Raw genomic sequence first — 17,726 nt, 5'->3', positions numbered from 1 at the left:
CGGGGCCTAGGAAGAGGCGCTCTCGTTGGCAAGCGCTGGTCGATGGACGGATCGCTTTAACCATTTGCGGTTATCCCGGTCCGCTGAATGTTGAGGCCTGAGGGAATCGTATGAAGGGTATCATCCTGGCGGGAGGCGCCGGTACGAGGCTGTACCCGGCGACGCTCGCGCTGTCGAAGCAGCTTTTGCCCATATTCGACAAGCCGATGATCTATTACCCGCTGTCCGTCCTGATGCTGGCGGGGATTCGCGACGTCCTGATCATCTCCACACCTCGCGACCTGCCGATGTTCCGCCTGTTGCTTGGCGACGGCGCGGCCTTCGGGATCAACATCTCCTATGCCGAGCAGCCCGAGCCGCAGGGCCTGCCCCAGGCATTCCTGATCGGCGCGGACTTTCTCGCGGGCGAACCCTGTGCGCTGATCCTCGGCGACAACATCTTCCATGGCGATGGCCTGGGCGCGAAATGCCGCGCGGCGCATGCCGCAGCGGAGGCGGGCCGGTCGACAGTGTTCGCTTATCAGGTCACCGACCCGGAACGCTACGGCGTTGTCACCTTCGATCCGGCGAGCGGACAGGCGCTGGCGATCGAGGAGAAGCCCGTCGCCCCCAAATCGACCTGGGCGCTGACCGGGCTGTATTTCTGCGAAGCCGGGGTCGTCGATATCGCCCGGGGCCTTACGCCGTCCGCGCGGGGCGAACTGGAGATCGTCGATGTGCTGAAGGCCTATCTCGCCGAAGACCGGCTGGATATCGGGCGGCTGGGCCGGGGCTATGCCTGGCTCGACACCGGGACGCATGACAGCCTGCACGACGCATCGTCCTTCGTGCGCACGATCGAGCGGCGCCAGGGGATCAAGGTCGCCTGCCTCGAGGAGATCGCGCACGACCTCGGCTATCTCGACGGCGGTGCGCTGATGGCGCGCGCGGATATGCTCGGCAAGACGGAATATGCCTCTTACCTGCGCCAATGCGCATTGGCGGCGTGATGGCGACGGCTCGCGACACTGCCGGCCCCGGGCCGGATCGCACGGTACTGGTCACGGGCGGCGCCGGCTTCATCGGCTCGGCGCTGTGCCGGCATTTGATTCGCGGTGGACACACCCGCGTCATCAATCTCGACAAGCTGACCTATGCCGGCTCGCTCACCGCATTGGCCGAGGTCGAAAGCTCCCCCCGTTACCGATTCGTGCAGGGCGACATTGCCGATCGCTCGCTGGTGGCGGCGCTGCTGCGCGATGAATCGATCGATGCGGTGATGCATCTCGCTGCGGAGAGCCATGTCGATCGGTCGATCGACGGCCCGGCCATCTTCATAGAAACCAACATAACCGGGACCTTCCACCTGCTCGAGGCGGCGCTGGACCATTGGCGGTCGCTGGAGGGCGAGGCGAGGGCGCGGTTTCGCTTCCACCATATCTCGACCGACGAGGTGTTCGGCGATCTGCCGTTCGACGACAGTCGTTTCAGTGAGGAATCGCCCTATCGCCCATCATCGCCCTATTCGGCGTCGAAAGCGGCGGCGGATCACCTCGTGCGGGCTTGGCACCACACCTATGGGCTGCCCGTCGTCCTGTCGAACTGCAGCAACAATTACGGGCCCTATCAGAACGCGGAAAAGCTGATTCCGCTGACGATCACCCGCGCCATGCGCGGCGAGACGCTGCCCGTCTACGGCAACGGCGCAAACGTCCGGGATTGGCTTCATGTCGACGATCACGCACGCGCGCTCGAAACGATCATGCGGAACGGCGCCCCGGGCGCGAGCTACGCGGTGGGCGCGCGCGAGGAGCACAGCAATATCGCCGTGGTCGCGGCGATCTGCGATCTGCTCGACGAGCGGGCGCCGCTCGTCAGCGTGCGATCGCGGCGCGACCTGATTCGATTTGTGACGGATCGGCCCGGTCATGATCGCCGCTACGCGATCGACCCTGCAAAGATCGAGCGGGAGCTTGGCTGGCAGTCGGAGATCCGGTTTACCCCGGGCCTGGCGGCAACGATCGACTGGTATCTGCGCGAGGCCGCCTCCGCCGTCCAGCCCCCCGGCACATTCCTTCGCGCTTGAGGTGGATGGGCGCTGGCTGGAGAGGCGGGCCGGCCCGGGAAGCCGAAGCGCGATCCATTCGTGCTGACGGAGAGCCAATAGGCGAAGCGTTTCGGGAACGTGTGTCGAGGGACTTCAGCGTGCGGGAGCGCCATCGACGATAGATCACGCGCTATGCGTCAACATCTCCGCGAGTCCCGTGCGCCATATTGCCCGATGTTGCTCTTTTCATTATAATAGATTGATATATAATGATATTTTGCGTATCGTGTCGCCGATATCGCAACCTGAGATATGGGACATAGTGGTGTCCCATATCTTCCGCTCGTGCCCACAGAGCCGTCGCTGGCTGTGATTCAACCATGAGCCGCTATCTGGCATGTTGTTCTTCGCCAGGTCTGTCCCGGCTTGCTCTTTCTTATTGTCGCAACTGGATTGCCAAGGGCCACGCGCGCACGGACCCTGGCGCATGATCAAGGCTACCTGCACGCCGCTGATATATGCTCGATCCTTCAGGCACTCAGGAGACGAGCCGATCGACCTTGGTTGCGCGGGTTCGGTACGGCGCTCCACCGGGCAGGGCCCATACGAAAAAGGGCCGGACTTTCGTCCGACCCCTGATCTTCTGTTCGTTGCTGCAGCGCTTACGGGCTGGCAGGCTTCGAATCGTCGTTCTTGAAGGCGAAGTACGCGCCGAGGCCAGCGGCAATGATGCCGAGACCAAGAACGACGCCGCCGCCGCCACCGCCGCCCGAACCTTCGTCGCTCGAAGCACCGTCCTGAGCGAACGACTTCGGAGCGGTCGCGCAGCTCGACGCGCTGACCGAAAGCACCGAGGTCGGCGCCAGCGGAACGTTGCAGCCCGGGAATGCAACCTGTGCCTTCGCCTGACCACGAGTCACGACGCGATCACCAGCATAAAGCGACTGGCCGACGCTTGCCGGGATCAGCTTGCCGTCACGCGAAACGAACGTACCCTGGCTCGCTGCCGTCAGCTTGCCAACCGACTGCTCGGCACCGGCAAACAGCGGTGAAGAAAGGCTCGCCATCACAATGGCGGCGGTTACCCGCGAAAATCTCATATCAGTCTCCTCCTGAACCGCTTGGAAGTAGGCTCACGACTTGGGATTAGCGTTAAGCCCGGATTTTGTCCACCCAAAACGTTCGCATTTGCACAACTATCTCGTACTGATGCGGTAACACCACACCGCGCAAAAGGTTTCACATAGTAGCGCGCGGGGCCTTATGTCGTTTCTATACCAAACAAAAGGTTAAGCCCTATCGGGGGCTCTCCCCGGCTCATTCGGCTGGCCGCGGCGCGGAACGTCCCGAATCAAGACATGGAAGCTGTTCGACGCCATTGTGCGATTCGCCTGAGGGAGCCCGCGGACCACGTCGTTACGAGAGCGAATCAGGCCGGATCGGCATGTTCTTGTCGCGGTTGCAAGGCGGGAATGATAGACGGGCCTGGTGGATCGACCGACGCCGACGCGATCCGCGCCCTTTTTGCGGGGAATATCTTCGCACTTGCGGGAGGTGACTGGATTTGGCCGAAGATTTGGATCAAGGACAACGGGCACGGCGCGGCGCATGATATTTGCACCGCATCCGCGGGTATTCATGGCTGGAGCGGCACGATGACGATTGTTTCGGGGCGGCGGGATCGAGCCTGATTCATGCTGATGCAACGCAACCTCTCCAGCCTTGTCGGCAACGCGCGATGGATTTCGTCGTTGCGGCTGCAATTGTTCGTCGAGATCCTGCTGGGCGTGCTGCTGCCGCTCGTCGCGCGCTACGGCCTGCATTCCAACTACGATCACCACCCGTCGGCGCCGGCGAGCTTCGTCCTTTCCTTTTTCAGCGTCGTCAGTGCGACATTGTTGTCGCGACGGATCGGCGGTTTTCCGGGTACGCGTACTTTCATTTACGTGTTGCCGACATTCTCCATGTCTTTCGGACTGGCGATCGTGACCGCCATCATACTGCACCTCGACTATAATCGCACGGTTCTGGTCGCAAGTTTCACCCTCAGCGTCGCCGTGGCCTATGCTCTTGCCTATCTCAGCGCCCGCCGCGCAGTCCGGCGGTTCCATGTCGTGCCGGGCGGTAGGACGGGCTTCCTCGAGGATATCGAAGGGGCGGAGTGGCTGCCCCTGACTCAGCCGGCGGTTCCGGTCGGGCGCGATGTGATGATCGTCGCCGACCTCCACCATGATCTGGAATCGCCTTGGGAACGAATGCTGGCCCAGGCCGCGATCAACGGAGTGCCGGTCTATCATGTGAAGCAGGTCCGCGAATTGCTCACCGGACGCGTGCAGATCGAGCATCTGTCGGAGAACAGCTTCGGTTCGCTCCTGCCCAATCTCGCCTATCGCAAGCTCAAGCGGCTGATCGATCTCGCGGCGTGCCTCGTGGTGCTGCCGGCGCTGGCGATCGCGATGACGATGATCGCCCTTGCCATTCGCCTCGATTCTCCCGGCCCCGTCTTCTTCCGCCAGCAGCGTATGGGCTATCGCGGGCGCTCGTTTACGATGATAAAGTTCCGCACCATGCGGCCGCGCAACGACGAGGCCGATCAGGATGCGCGGCGCAAGAGCGCGATCACGCGGGCGGATGACGACCGCATCACCCGCATCGGCCGGTTCCTGCGCCGCACGCGGCTGGACGAACTGCCGCAGATCCTGAACATCCTGGCGGGCGACATGAGCTGGATCGGCCCGCGGCCGGAGGCGATGGATCTGTCGACCTGGTACGAGGCGGAGATTCCCTTCTATTCCTATCGTCACATCGTCAGGCCGGGCATCACTGGCTGGGCTCAGGTGAACCAGGGTCATGTCGCCGATCTCGCCGAGATCAACATGAAGCTGCAGTACGACTTCTTTTACGTGAAGAACTTCTCGGCCTGGCTCGACGTGCTGATCACGATGCGGACCGTCGTCGTGATGCTCAACGGCTTCGGCTCGAAATAGCTTTTTCCATGGTTTCCGATTCTCCAGGACGCGATTCCGTGCGCGAAACCGCCGGCCGCCGGGTGGTCTTCGTCAACCGCTTCTACGCGCCCGATCATTCGGCGACCGCGCAGATCCTGACTGACCTTGCCGAATATCTGGCGGGGCAGGGCTGGGCCGTGGAAATCGTCACCAGCAGGCTGATCTACGGTACCGCGGGCGCCAGCCTGCCGTCGCGAGAGCGGATCAACGGCGTGACGGTCACGCGGGTGGCGACGGTCAACGGCACGAACCTGGGGCTTTCGGGGCGGCTGTTGGCCTATCTGACCTTCTACCTGAGCGCCGGCTGGACGCTCCTGCGCAGCCTCCGTGCGGGCACGATCGTCGTCGCCAAGACCGATCCGCCCCTGATCGCCCTCGTCGCCCTTGTCGCCTGCAAGCTGCGCCGCGCGCGGCTGGTGAACTGGGTTCAGGATCTCTATCCGGAGGTCGCTATCGAAATGGGCATGAGCGGGTTGCGCGGCCCGGTCGGCGGCGTGCTGGGCGCTCTGCGCGACGTCGCGCTGCGGCATTCGACGCTCACCGTCGCGATCGGGCAGCGCATGGCCGATCGGATCGCGCGGCGCGGCGTGGCCGCCGACAAGATCGTCACCATCCCCAACTGGAGCGACGACGAGGCCATCGCGCCCTCCGCCTCGAACAGCCCGGCACTACGCGCCGAGTGGGGGTTGCCCACCGACGCCTTCGTCCTCGAATATTCGGGCAATCTCGGCCGCGCGCATGAGGCCGATACGCTGCTCGCCGCCGCGGGGCTGCTCGCGGATCGATCCGATATCTGGTTCCTGTTCGTCGGTGGCGGTCACGCCCAGACCGAACTGCGCCGCAACGCGGTCGCCGCGGGGCGTGAGCGCTTCGTCTTCCAGCCCTATCAACCGCGCGCGCGGCTGTCGGAGAGCCTCGCGGTCGGCGACGCCCATTGGCTGTCGCTCCGGCCCGAATTCGAGGGCCTGATCGTGCCGAGCAAGGTATTCGGCATCGCCGCCGCGGCGCGGCCGATCGTCGCGGTGTGCGATCCCGGGGGCGAGGTACCGTCGATGATCGCCGGTCCCGGCGCAGGGGTGACGGTGGCGCCGGGTGACGCGACCGGCCTTGCCGCTGCGATCGCCGGGCTGGCGGACGACCTGGCGGCGTGCCGCGCGATGGGCGACCGAGCGCGGACGATGCTGCAACAGGGGTATCGGCGCGGTACCGCGCTGGAGCAATGGGCGCGCGCGCTTGAGACTCTCGTCGCGCGGGGCTAGCTGCGGCTATAAGGCACAAAAGGCTCGAATGATGTTCTCGCGTTTCAGGCAATCGCGCGCCAGGCGCAAAGCACCCGCTGAATGGCACGGCCCGTCCGGCGCTCGCGCGTATGCGATCGGGGACGTGCATGGCCGGCTGGACCTGCTCGAACGCATGATCGCGACGATCGATCGCGATCGCCACCAGAGCGGCCGCGCGCGCGACTATCTGATCCTGTTGGGCGACCTGATCGATCGCGGCCCCGATTCGCGCGGCGTGATCGAATTCCTGATGCGCTTGCCGTCGGACGGGATTCGGCCGGTTTTCCTGATGGGGAATCATGAGGAGATGATGCTGCGCGTCTTGGGCGACGAGCCCGAGGCAGTGCCGCAATGGCTCACCTATGGCGGCTATGAATTCGCGCAAAGCTATGGCGTCGAGGTCGGGCGGCTGGCCGCGCTTGCACCGGCCGAGGCCGCCCATATGATTCGCGCGGCCATCCCTTCGTCTCATCTCAGCTTCATCGAGGGGTTCGCCGACAGCTTCACCTTTGGCGACTTCCTGTTCGTCCATGCCGGCTTGCGGCCGGGCAAGTGCCTGGCGGACCAGGATACGCACGACCTGCGCTGGATTCGGGACGAGTTCCTGAACGACGACAGCGACCATGGCTGCATGGTGGTGCACGGCCATACCATCTCGGCCGAACCGGAGGAGATGGAGAACCGGATCGGGATCGATACCGGGGCCTATCAGACCGGTATCCTGACCGCCGTGCGGATCGAGGGTGCGAAGCGGCGCATGATCAGCGTCGACGAGCGCGATCTATGATGCAGGTTAGCGCATACTGTGCACGCGCAGCAATTTTTGTGCGTGTGCGGTCTGGTGCGACAGGGTTTGAGCCTGTAGCAGCGAGGTAATTCGGTCCAGATCGGGTAAAACGGCGCCTCGGGGCGTCGCCCGAACACAAGGCCTGTTTCACAAGGCGGGGGCATCACGGACGTGGCAAGACTGTACAACAGCCGTAGGCGCATCATGGTCACCGGTGGAGCGGGGTTCGTCGGCTCCCACCTGATCGATCGACTGCTCGAGCGAGGCGACGAAGTGCTGTGCGTGGACAATCTGTTCACTGGCACGAAGCGCAACATCGACCATCTCGCCGGCCATCCGCGCTTCGAGTTCATGCGCCATGACGTGTGTTTCCCGCTCTATGTCGAGGTCGACGAGATCTACAATCTCGCCTGCCCGGCATCGCCGGTCCATTACCAGCACGATCCGGTCCAGACGACCAAGACGTCGGTGCATGGTGCGATCAACATGCTGGGTCTCGCCAAGCGCCTGCGCTGCAAGATCTTCCAGGCCTCGACCAGCGAGGTTTACGGCGACCCCAGTGTCCACCCGCAGACCGAGGCCTATTGGGGCAACGTCAATCCGATCGGCATCCGCTCCTGCTATGACGAGGGCAAGCGCTGCGCCGAGACGCTGTTCTTCGATTACCACCGCCAGCACGGGCTTGAGATCAAGGTCGCGCGCATCTTCAACACCTATGGCCCGCGCATGCACCCGGCCGACGGTCGCGTGGTCTCCAACTTCGTGATGCAGGCGCTGAACGGCGAGCCGATCACGCTGTACGGCGACGGGCAGCAGACTCGCTCCTTCTGCTATGTCGACGATCTGGTCGCCGGCTTCATGGCCTTCATGGACACGGCGCCCGAGGTGTCGGGTCCGATCAACCTGGGCAATCCGGTCGAGTTCACCATCCGCGAGCTGGCGGAGCTGGTGGTCGAGATGACCGGGTCGAAATCCGAGCTGGTGTTCCGTCCGCTGCCGCAGGATGACCCGATGCAGCGCAAGCCCGACATTACCCGCGCCCGCGAGACGCTGGGCTGGGAGCCGTCGATTCCGCTGCGCCAGGGCCTGGTCAAGACGATCGAATATTTCTCCGAGCTGCAGAAGGGCTGAGGCACAGCCGCCACCAGCATGGCAATTCGCCGCAACAGTTTCGTCAACCTGACCGGTAACCTGGTCGGCCTAGTGCTGTTCGCGGCGCTGACGCCGCTGTACTTCCACGTCATCGGCAGCGAGCGTTACGGCATCCTGGCGATCATCTGGGCCTTCCTCTCCTTCTTCGCGGCCTTCGATTTCGGCATGGGGTCGGCACTGACCTATCGCGTGGCGAGCGAACTGCGCGGCGATGTCGCGCGCCAGTCCACATATTTCTGGACCGCGCTTTCGATCAGCCTGCCCGTCGGGCTGGCCACTGGCGGGGTCCTGTTTGGTCTGGTCGGCGGCGGCCTCGGCAATGTCTTCCATCTGACCGACGCCGTCAGGGTCGAGCTGTTCCACTCGGCACCGACCCTGCTGGCAATCGGCGCGTGCACCGTCCTGTTGTCGACTGCGGGCGGGCTGTTGCGCGGGCGCGAATATTTCGTGACGAACGCGGTGCTGGCGGCCCTCGCGCTGGCGCTGTCGATCCTGCTGCCGGTGCTCGCCGCGCTGTTGATCTCGCCCTCGCTCGACATCTTGATCCTCGCGACGCTTGCCGGGCGGGTGATCATCGTGGTGGCGACGATCGTGATCGGCCAGATCTTCCTGCTTGGCGGTGCGCGGCCAGGCGTGTCGCGCGAAGCGGCGCGGTCATTGATCGGCTACGGCGCCTGGTCGTCGGTCGGCGGTGTGATCGAGCTGACGATCTCGTCGGCCGACCGCTTCATCCTCGGCGCCGTCGCCGGCCCGGCAGCGGTCGGCTATTATTCGGTGCCCTCGAGCGTGTTGGCGCGGGTGATGATCTTCCCCACCGCCATCGGCGGGGCGGCGCTGCCGCAGCTGGCGGCCCGATCGCCGGAGGAAGAAGCGATCCTGGCCCGCAAGATCGTCAAGATGGTGACGATGATGACGCCCTGCTTCGTTGGCGGCGTGTTTCTTGCCGAGCCCTTTCTGCACCTGTGGATGGGCGCAGGCTTCGCGAAGATCGCGACCCTGCCGATGCAGGTGCTGCTGCCCGCCTTCTGGCTGGAAGGGATTTCCGCGATCCTGTTCTACCGCCTGCTCGCCCAGGGCAGGCCGAAGACGAGCGCTGCAGTCGTGGCGATCATCCTGCTGCCCTATTGCGCGTTGATCTATTATCTCGCCGGCATTTGGGGCGTCGTCGGCGGGGCTGCCGGCTATCTCGGGCGCAACATCATGTTCGTGATCGGGCGGTCGACCGTCACCCATGCCTGGCGCATGCTGGTGAGCGCCGCCGGCCCGGATTTCCTGTTGCTGCTGGTAGCGCTCGGCACCTGCCTGTTCGCCTTTCCCGCGCAGCCGCCACTGGCCGTCGCGGTTCTGGTGACCGGCGCCTCGATCGCGCTCACCCTGAAGCGTCGCCCTCCGGAGTTCGACAAGATGGTGCGTGATTTCGCTCGTCGTATCGGCATTCAGAGGCTTTTGCCCGCCGCGGGAGGCGGTCACGATGCCTGAGTCCCTTTCGATCCTGCTGGTCGGCTACGCGCATGGCGAGGGCGGGGTGACGACCCATACTCATTGGCTGGCGCATGGGCTGACGCAACGCGGTCACAAGGTCCGCGTTCTGTCGCCCGTACCGCCCCGGGATCTGCCGGAAAGCCCGTGGCCCGATCGCGGTTATGCGGTCGACCATTATGGTGGCGCCAAGGACATGCTGCGGGGCTTTGCCGCGTTGGGCAAGGACCGGTTCGACGTCGCCGTCGTGGCCGGCACCGGCTGGAAGGCGATGGGCGGCGTTCTGGCGAACCGTCGGATCAAGCGGCGCATTTTCTTCGAGGTGATGAGCGGCGATGCGATGGGCAAGGTCGATCCGCGGCGCCTGGTCCACGCGGGTTTCGACGCGATCGTCAGCCTGGCGACCGCCGTCCAGGACAAGGTCTGCAGTGAATTCCACTGGCGCGGCAAGCGCACCATCATTCAGGCCTTGCCCGAGCCGCTCGAACTGCTGGCGACCATCCCCGACCGCGGCGTGGTCGCGCCGGCGGCCGGCAAGATCCGCGCCGTCTATTTCGGCCGGATCGTCCCGCACAAGGGCGTGGGGTTCCTGGTCGAACAATGGGCGGCGCTGTCGCCCTATCTGCAATCGGTCGACGTCTACGGCACGGGCGACGAGCGTGCCGTGCTTGAGCCGCGCATTGCCGAGCTTGGCCTCTCGGACGTGATCCGCTTTCATGGGCGCTATCCGGACGGGCAGGCCTATGCCGATCTGTTGCAGCAATATGACCTGCTGCTGCTGCCGACCGTCGGCCTGGAAGGCGGGCCGCTCGTATTGCTCGAGGCAATGGCCTGCGGCACGCCATTCGTCGCGAACGGCATGGGTGGCGTGCCGGATTTCGACAATCAGGATTGTCGGGTCAGCAAGCAAATTTCCGGCTTCGTGGCGGAGGTCGCCGATATCGCGGGCGCGATGGCGGCCGGGCAGATCGACGGCTCGCGGCTGCAGCGCCACTATCACGACAATTTCTCGTACGAAGTCCTTGTCGGGAAGTGGGAGAGCTATTTCCGTTTCCTCGTGAACGGCAAGTAGGCCGCGAGCGATTATTTTGCTCGCAATCTCCCCGTGGTTGGAAGAAACGCTGCCTTCGGCATGTCCAGAGGGTGATCGGCAGTGAAGCAGGCGGCGGTACTCGGGGCAGCAGGCTTTGTCGGCCGTCACACCGCCAGGGCGCTCGCCGGCGCGGGCTATGAGGTTGTCGGCATCGGCCATGGCACCTGGCTGCGCGACGAATGGCGCGACTGGGGCCTGCGTGAATGGCATGTCGCCGATATCGGCATGGAGGCGCTGCTGACCTATGCCGGCGAGCCCGAGATCCTGGTGCAATGCGCCGGCAGCGGCTCGGTCGCCTTTTCGATGACTCACCCTGCGCAGGATTTCCGGCGCAGTGTCGACTCGACTCTGGCTGCACTCGATTTCGTTCGGCTGCATGCGCCGGAGTGCCGCTTCGTGCTGCCCTCCAGCGCCGCGGTCTATGGCACGGTGGAGCGTATGCCGATCGGCGTCGCCGATCCGCTCCGCCCCGAATCGCCCTATGGCGTGCACAAGACGATCGCCGAGGATCTATGCCGCTCCTATGCGCGCACCTTTGGCGTGCACGCGGCGATCGTGCGGCTGTTCTCGGTCTATGGTGTCGGCCTGCGCAAGCAGCTCCTGTGGGACAGTTGCGTGAAGCTGACCCTGGGTGAGGCGCGCTTTGCCGGTACCGGCGAGGAGCTGCGCGACTGGCTCGACGTGGAAGATGCCGCCGCGCTGCTTCTTGCCGCGGCGGGTCGGGCGAGTGCCGACTGTCCCATCGTCAATGGCGGCACCGGCCAGGCGGCAAGCGTCCGCACCATCGTCGAAGGGCTGGAGCGGGAACTCGGCGTTGCCATCCCGCCGGTCTTTTCGGGCGAGCGACGGAGCGGCGATCCGATTGGCTATGAGGCCGATATCGGCGATGCGTTGGCCTGGGGCTGGCGGCCCGAACGATCACTCGCGGATGGGCTCGCTGCCTACGCCGCCTGGTTCCTGGCAGAATCGCGTTAGGTGTCGCCGCGAGCGCCGATGATCTTCAGGCGAATCTCGTAGAAATAGAGCAACTTCAGAAAGGCGTAGTGGAAGCCCGCTGCGCCATCGAGAAAGCCGAGCTTCAGGAAATAGGTTCCGGCGAAATAGGCCGGCGCGAACCACCAGCGCGATAGATTGCGATATTTAGTCCGCTGGCGCGGCGTCAGCGCCGCCCAGGCGGCATCACCCCGTGCCATCAGATCGGCATGCCGCTTGGCTTCCCAGCTCGCATAGGCATTGTGGCGCCCGAGATAATGGTCGATCCCACGATAATCGAGATGATCGATCGGGGCCGCTATCTCGCTGATCTGCCCGTCGAGCACGGGATGCTCGTGCACCTCCATATCGAGGTTGCTCCAGCGCTTGTCGTCGATCCGCTCATATTGGCCCGCGCCGACGCGGAACAGCGCCAGCTTGCGCTGCGGCACGCCGTGTCGAAGCACGCGACCCATGAAATGGTTGGTGTAGTTCAGCCAGAAGCCTGCGACCGCCACATCGGCCGTGCCAAGGGCCTGGCGCAGCTCGGCGACGAATTCCTCGGTGACGCGCTCGTCCGCGTCGAGGAACAGCACCCAGGGCGTGGACGGCGGATGGTTGGCCAGCACCCAGTTGCGCTTCTTCGGAAAGTCTCCCGACCAGTCGAAATCAATCCAGCGCGCGCCGTGCCGGTCGGCGATGGCGCGGGTGCCGTCAGTGCTGCGCGAATCCACCACCCAGGTCTCGGCGAAATCGCCCAGACGCGAGAGACAGGCCTCGAGGTTCTTTTCCTCGTTGCGGGTCGGCACCACCACCGTGATCGGCAGCGCCGTCATCGTTCGCCGACCTGGCGGGCGGGGTTACCCGCGACGATCGCGCCCGCCGGCACGTCACGTACCGCGACGGCACGCGCAGCCACGACCGCGCTGGCGCCTACCGTCACATCGGGACCGATAAAGCAGTCGGCGCAGAGCCATGCCTCGTCGCCGACCGTGATCGACGAGCGGACCAGCGGCATCGTGGGGTCGCGGAAATCATGAGTGCCGGCGCAGAGATGGGCGCCTTGCGAGATGGTCACGCGCTCGCCGATCTTCATGACCGAGAGGTTGTAGAGGATCGCGCGGTCGCCGACCGAGGACCAATCCCCGATCTTCAGATTGGAGGGCATGAAGATTCGCACCGTCGGATAAATCTGGCAGTTCTTGCCGATCCTGGCGCCGAACAACCGCAGCCAGCTTGCCCGGGCACCGTAGAAGGGCCGTGGAATGGCGCGGAAGACCAGCTTGCCGAGGCTCCAGGCGATCCGGGCGCGGCGCTCGGCCGGCGAATAATTGGAGACGCGCCGATTCGCCTCGATGTCGAGGCCCGGGGGAACACCCGATATCGGCTGGGAAGGGTCGATCTCCTCGGACATCGTCAGTCGGCGACGTGATGGGGGCGGGGTCCTCGCCCCGAAAGCCAGGTGAACAGCCCGATATGCTGATCGACGATACGCTCCCAGGTGAAACGTTCCTCGACCAGACGCCGGCCCCGCTCGCCCGTCTCCGCCAGCGCCGATGCCTGGTCGAGGTGATAACTGAGGGCGGTCGCAAGCGATTCAGGCGCGGTCTCGATGCGATACGCACCGCCCGCGACAAAGCCTTCGGGAATGTTGCAAGCGTGAGTCATCAGGACCGGTTTACGATGCGCCCAAGCCTCAAGAACCGTCATCGGCATCCCTTCGCTATAGGAGGGAAGGATGAACGCATCGCAATTGGCGTAAGCGTCCTGCTTTGCCGATCCGAAGAGGCCGCCGGTGAATTCGACATTGCCCAGCCCACGCTCCCGGGCCAGGCGGACGAGGTGCTGGAGATGGTCGCCATCGTCCCACCCGGCGATTTGCAGGACCCAGTCGTCACGGATCGTCGGCGATTTCACGGCCGCGATCGCCCAGGCTTCGATCAGCTCCGCAATGCCCTTTTTTGGATGGATGCGGCCGAGGAACAAGAGCTTCTTGCGCGATTTATCGGCAGGTTGCTCCGGCACATAGTCCGACGCCGGCAGGGAAATGCCGTTGGGAATGACAGCGATCGGCACGCCAAGGCCCAAAGCCTCGATCGCGTCGGCCTCGGCCCAGCACAATGCTCTGAGCACGCCGGCGGATCGCAGATTGGCGTTTTCGAACGCCCATTTTGCCACGCGCTTCTTGATCTGGCTGTTCCGCTGGGCCCAGGGATCGAGCATCCCGTGCGGCGATATCACCAGCGCGCCGCCATTCTTCCGGTTCCAGCTACGTGCCGCGACCGAAGTATGGTTCCACAGGCCGTGCAGATGAAGCGCGTCATAAGGATGGGTATTGAGTTCGTGACTCAGGCCCGGCGCATAGCCGAAACGCTTGGGGCCGATCGACGGAAAGGCGCGGAAGCTGCTCACCTGCCACGCGTCCCGTGCTGAGCCCAGCCCTGCATCGGCGACGCCGTACACGGAAACGCTGTGACCGCGCTCATGCATCAGATTGGCTGGCAACCGGACCGATTCGAACAGCCCCCCAGCGCCGGAACTCAGCGATGTGGTGAGGATGCCGAGGTTGAGCGGCGTGACCCGGGCGGTCATTCGGCCGATATCCTGCGCAGGGCAAACGCCATGACGATCTTCGCGATCAGCGACGGCGCGGCACGCGGCGCGGCGGCGCCGTATCGAGCCGCGCCCGCCAGCCCCTGGCCGAATCGTTCCGGGGCGCATTCCGCCACCAGCGCAAGGCTCGCCTGCCGCATCGCGCTATCATCCTTCACGTTCGCGATTGCCTCCATCGCTTTGGTCAGGGCTCCCATATCATTCGGAGAGAAAGTGAAACCGTTCACTCCGTCGCGCACCAGGACCGGCGCGCAACCGCAGCGATCCGACACGATCACGGGCAGGCTCGTTGCCATCGCTTCATTCACGACAAGGCCCCATTGCTCGACCGTGCTCGCGTGCACGAAACATCCAGCCGTTCCGTAATAGGCCGGCAATTTATCATACTGCCGGAAACCCGGCATATGAACATGGCCTTCAAGCCCCAGGGCGGCACGCTGCTGCTCCAGCGACGCGCGAAGATCGCCGTCGCCGAGCAGCACCAGCGGCCAATCCGCCGGATCGTCGTCGCGACCCTGGCGGAACCGGGCATAGGCCTCGAGCATGAGCGCGAGATTCTTCTTGGGAATGAAGCGATTCGAGGCGAGGAAATACCGGCCTCGGGCCGCCTCGGGCAGTGGCGCGCCGCCCTCACCGCTGGGCATCGGAGCATTCCGGGCAATGTCGGCCATCCGCCGAAAATAGTCGTTGTCGACGATGTTGTAGCCGCGGAAAATCGCGTCGCGGGGCAAGCCGAGCGCGTGGAGATAGTCCGCCTGCCCGTCATTGGTGCAAAGCCCGGCGGTGAAATATTCGAAGACGCGCCGCTTCAGGAATTCGGTGTGCCATTTGCGCTGGAAATCCCACGGGTTGGTTTCCGACATCGCGATGACCGGAATGCCCCGTGCGACCGCCCAACTCGCCAGCGCGAGCGCCATCTGCGATGACCATCCGGGAACCGCGACCGCATCCGGCTTGAATGGTGCGACCTTCGCCTCGATCGCGGCGAATGCGTCGGCCGGTCGACCCGATTTCTTCTCGGTGCTCAGGACGACGCGGGCCATGCCGGCAGGGACGTCCGGCGAATCCCACGCATAGAGGGCGCTGGTCGACGCCCGCTCGACCGCGAGGACCTCGACCTCCTTCGCCGCCGCGTTGAGACGGGCGATGTGGTAGGGGCCGAAATTGTCGAAGGCGATCGCTACGCGAATATTACCGCTCCTTGCGTCCTCAGGGCTGGTATCGCGCTTTTGTTGCAACTGCGAGAGAAACTTTACTGGTTTTAACCTTGATCAGGCCAACTCGGCCAGATAGCCGCGGAGCGTGGTGGCCGCCGCCTTCCAGGTAAAGCGGCGGCCGCGCTCCAGTCCGCGGGCAACCAGACCAGCCCGTGCCGAATCATCGGTCAGAAGACTGTCCAATGCCGCGACATGCTGGTCCGGCGATGACGGATCGACCAGCAATGCCGCGTCGCCCGCGACTTCCGGGATCGAGGAACTGTTGCTGGCCACCACTGCGGTACCGCAGATCATCGCCTCGATCACCGGGATGCCGAACCCTTCGTACAGCGAGGGAAACCAGACGAGCCGAGCGGCGTGATAGAGGGAGCAGAGCGTATCGTCGCTGACGAAACCCGCCATGACGATCGATGCGCCGATCGCCTTTGCCCGCTCGACATAGTCCGGGGTGCATTGCCCTGGCACAACCAGCAGGAGATCCGGATGCATCGCCCGCAATCTGGGCCATGCCGCCAGCGCGACATCGGCGTTCTTGCGATAGGACAGGCCGCCCGACAGCAGGACGAACGGCCGGTCGCGCAATCCGAGGCGCTCGAGCTCGGCTTCGCCTACCGTGTTGGGTGGCTGGAAGAAGCGTTCGGTTGCGCCATTATGAACCACACGGAGGCGATCCTGCATCGCCGGATAGAAATGCGCGATGCGTTCGGCGGAGAACTGCGAAACCGTGTGGAACATGTCCACCTTGCGCTCGAGCTTGCCGTACAGCACCTGCCATTTCGCCTTTTGACGGGCAAAGCCCGCATCGCGGGGCAGGGCGCTGGGTTCGAAATAGGATGCATCGTGAAGGGTGACGACGCTCTTCGCGCGCCGCGTCGGGACATAGGATTCGCTGGTGCAATAGACCAACTCCGCCTCCGGCCACCAATGCTCGGCGCGGGGGCGGCCGGTCGCGATCCACAAGGCCTGCTGCCAGGATGTATCGAGCGCGAAGTCGAGATAGCGATAGTCGCTCCACGGCTTGCCGACCTTGGGAATCACCTCGCGACGATCGGTCCGGTCGACCAGGATCCTGATCTCGTCCTGGCCCAGCAGTTCCAGTTGCTCGACGATGTTTCGCACCACGCGTCCGGCCCCGGTCGCATTGTGGATCCGGCGCAGGTGCACATAGGCGAGCAGCTTCATTGCGGCGTGGCTAGCCAATTCTCCAGCACGATGCCCTCTATCTCGTCGACCGTCGCGGGCGTGAATGTGCCGCTGTCCGTGAGGCGGCGGAGATCATAGCCCGCATCGAGCAGCATGCGCGCAGGATCGGCGGCGCCGAAGCCGGCACGCTCGGTCAGATCCGGGCAGACTTCGAAATAGATCGAAGGGCGAATATCGCTCAGGACTCGCTGCGCGCCGCGCAGCACCAGCGTCTCATAGCCCTCGACGTCGATCTTGAGCAGGCCGATGGCGGTGATGCCCTGCTTCGCGACGAAGCTGTCCAGCGTGATTGCCGGCACCTCCGCGGCATGGCGGCTGCCATCCCTGCTGATGCTTGCCGTGCCGCGTGCGATCGGATCGTTGTCGAACATCACCGTCCCGTCCGCGTCGGACACAGCATAGCGATGGCATGCAACCTTGCTCGCGCCGTTGCGGGCGATATTCGCCTCGAGCGTTTCGAATGTGGTCGGATTGGGCTCGAAGGCGTGGATTACCCGGTCCGGGAAGCGGCGGGCGAGCAACAGGCTGACCAACCCGATATTCGCGCCGACATCGACGATCGGCCCGTCACCGAGCGGGCTCTGCTCGAAGAAGCGCCGCTCCGCCGTGTTGATGAAATCGGGGACCGAATGATATTCGGAGAAGCTGGAAAAGCCGCCGATCTCGATGCCGTCGAGCAGGCGCCGGGAAGGATTGCCTCCCGATTTGGCGGAACTCGCGACCCATGCCAGATACTCGCCCACCATGGAGGGATCGCGGGCGAGGCTGGCTGCGTTGCGGGCCAGTTTCGAACCGAGGCCGGCCATCAGGCGAGACCTTCGGACCGGGTGTTGCGAGCGTGGTCCATCATGAGATCCTCCTGTCAGCGCGCCTATATTAGCTGGAGTTCGATCTGT

16 protein-coding genes are annotated in these 17,726 nt (G+C 64.4%); 9 read left to right on the top strand and 7 right to left on the bottom strand.

From position 1 onward, the window contains the following. Positions 1–110 precede the first annotated feature (110 nt). Together rfbA and rfbB are read left to right on the top strand one after the other, a co-directional pair. A complete protein-coding gene (rfbA, locus tag WC729_RS01495; protein WP_372848814.1) occupies positions 111–989 on the top strand; it encodes a glucose-1-phosphate thymidylyltransferase RfbA in 879 nt (292 codons plus the stop codon). Continuing rightward, positions 989–2,065 carry a dTDP-glucose 4,6-dehydratase gene (gene rfbB, locus WC729_RS01490; RefSeq protein ID WP_372848812.1) on the top strand — a complete coding sequence of 359 codons (1,077 nt, stop codon included), beginning with the start codon at positions 989–991 and terminating at the stop codon, positions 2,063–2,065. The genes rfbA and rfbB overlap by 1 nt, the downstream gene beginning before the upstream one ends. A gap of 623 nt (positions 2,066–2,688) precedes the next feature. On the opposite strand, the gene WC729_RS01485 is transcribed toward rfbB, so the two are convergent. Then, on the bottom strand, positions 2,689–3,126 hold the full coding sequence (locus WC729_RS01485; protein WP_372848810.1) for a hypothetical protein: 438 nt from the start codon (positions 3,124–3,126) through the stop codon (positions 2,689–2,691). 594 nt (positions 3,127–3,720) lie between these two features. Between WC729_RS01485 and WC729_RS01480 the strand changes: the two genes are divergently transcribed. The 7 genes from WC729_RS01480 to WC729_RS01450 all read left to right on the top strand — a co-directional run bounded on the left by WC729_RS01480 (position 3,721) and on the right by WC729_RS01450 (position 11,800). Then, positions 3,721–5,013, top strand: a complete 1,293-nt coding sequence (locus WC729_RS01480; protein ID WP_372848808.1) for a sugar transferase — start codon at positions 3,721–3,723, stop codon at positions 5,011–5,013. A gap of 38 nt (positions 5,014–5,051) precedes the next feature. After that, positions 5,052–6,293: a glycosyltransferase family 4 protein gene (locus tag WC729_RS01475; RefSeq protein ID WP_372848806.1), complete on the top strand. Its 1,242-nt coding sequence runs from the start codon at positions 5,052–5,054 to the stop codon at positions 6,291–6,293. A gap of 31 nt (positions 6,294–6,324) precedes the next feature. Then, positions 6,325–7,101 carry a metallophosphoesterase family protein gene (locus WC729_RS01470; protein ID WP_372848804.1) on the top strand — a complete coding sequence of 259 codons (777 nt, stop codon included), beginning with the start codon at positions 6,325–6,327 and terminating at the stop codon, positions 7,099–7,101. 204 nt (positions 7,102–7,305) lie between these two features. Further along, positions 7,306–8,232 (top strand): UDP-glucuronic acid decarboxylase family protein, encoded by a 927-nt coding sequence (locus WC729_RS01465; RefSeq protein ID WP_372850973.1) that lies wholly within the window; start codon positions 7,306–7,308, stop codon positions 8,230–8,232. Between the two features lie 18 nt (positions 8,233–8,250). Beyond that, a complete protein-coding gene (locus WC729_RS01460) occupies positions 8,251–9,732 on the top strand; it encodes an oligosaccharide flippase family protein (protein WP_372848802.1) in 1,482 nt (493 codons plus the stop codon). Next, positions 9,725–10,804 (top strand): glycosyltransferase family 4 protein, encoded by a 1,080-nt coding sequence (locus WC729_RS01455; RefSeq protein ID WP_372848800.1) that lies wholly within the window; start codon positions 9,725–9,727, stop codon positions 10,802–10,804. The genes WC729_RS01460 and WC729_RS01455 overlap by 8 nt, the downstream gene beginning before the upstream one ends. Positions 10,805–10,885: 81 nt before the next feature. Continuing rightward, positions 10,886–11,800, top strand: a complete 915-nt coding sequence (locus WC729_RS01450; protein WP_372848798.1) for an NAD-dependent epimerase/dehydratase family protein — start codon at positions 10,886–10,888, stop codon at positions 11,798–11,800. Here WC729_RS01450 and WC729_RS01445 read toward each other — a convergent pair. The 6 genes from WC729_RS01445 to WC729_RS01420 are packed head-to-tail and all read right to left on the bottom strand — an operon-like array spanning position 11,797 to position 17,636. Beyond that, positions 11,797–12,633, bottom strand: coding sequence for a glycosyltransferase family 2 protein (locus tag WC729_RS01445; RefSeq protein ID WP_372848796.1), 837 nt, complete (start codon positions 12,631–12,633; stop codon positions 11,797–11,799). The two genes, WC729_RS01450 and WC729_RS01445, sit on opposite strands and share 4 nt — an antisense overlap. Then, complete coding sequence (locus tag WC729_RS01440) at positions 12,630–13,211, bottom strand: putative colanic acid biosynthesis acetyltransferase (protein WP_372848794.1); 582 nt, start codon at positions 13,209–13,211, stop codon at positions 12,630–12,632. The genes WC729_RS01445 and WC729_RS01440 overlap by 4 nt, the downstream gene beginning before the upstream one ends. A gap of 2 nt (positions 13,212–13,213) precedes the next feature. After that, positions 13,214–14,389 (bottom strand): glycosyltransferase, encoded by a 1,176-nt coding sequence (locus WC729_RS01435; protein WP_372848792.1) that lies wholly within the window; start codon positions 14,387–14,389, stop codon positions 13,214–13,216. After that, positions 14,386–15,648 carry a glycosyltransferase gene (locus tag WC729_RS01430; RefSeq protein ID WP_372848790.1) on the bottom strand — a complete coding sequence of 421 codons (1,263 nt, stop codon included), beginning with the start codon at positions 15,646–15,648 and terminating at the stop codon, positions 14,386–14,388. Before WC729_RS01430 ends, WC729_RS01435 begins: the two co-directional genes overlap by 4 nt. Before the next feature lie 33 nt (positions 15,649–15,681). Further along, positions 15,682–16,827: a glycosyltransferase family 4 protein gene (locus tag WC729_RS01425; RefSeq protein WP_372848788.1), complete on the bottom strand. Its 1,146-nt coding sequence runs from the start codon at positions 16,825–16,827 to the stop codon at positions 15,682–15,684. After that, entirely contained in the window at positions 16,806–17,636 is an 831-nt protein-coding gene (locus WC729_RS01420; protein ID WP_372848786.1) for an FkbM family methyltransferase, read from the bottom strand. The genes WC729_RS01425 and WC729_RS01420 overlap by 22 nt, the downstream gene beginning before the upstream one ends. Positions 17,637–17,726 lie beyond the last annotated feature (90 nt).

This window comes from Sphingomonas sp. (assembly GCF_041661825.1).
Classification (GTDB): domain Bacteria; phylum Pseudomonadota; class Alphaproteobacteria; order Sphingomonadales; family Sphingomonadaceae; genus Sphingomonas.
The sequence above is the reverse complement of the archived record's forward strand: the minus strand, read 5'-3'. Positions and strand labels throughout refer to the sequence as shown.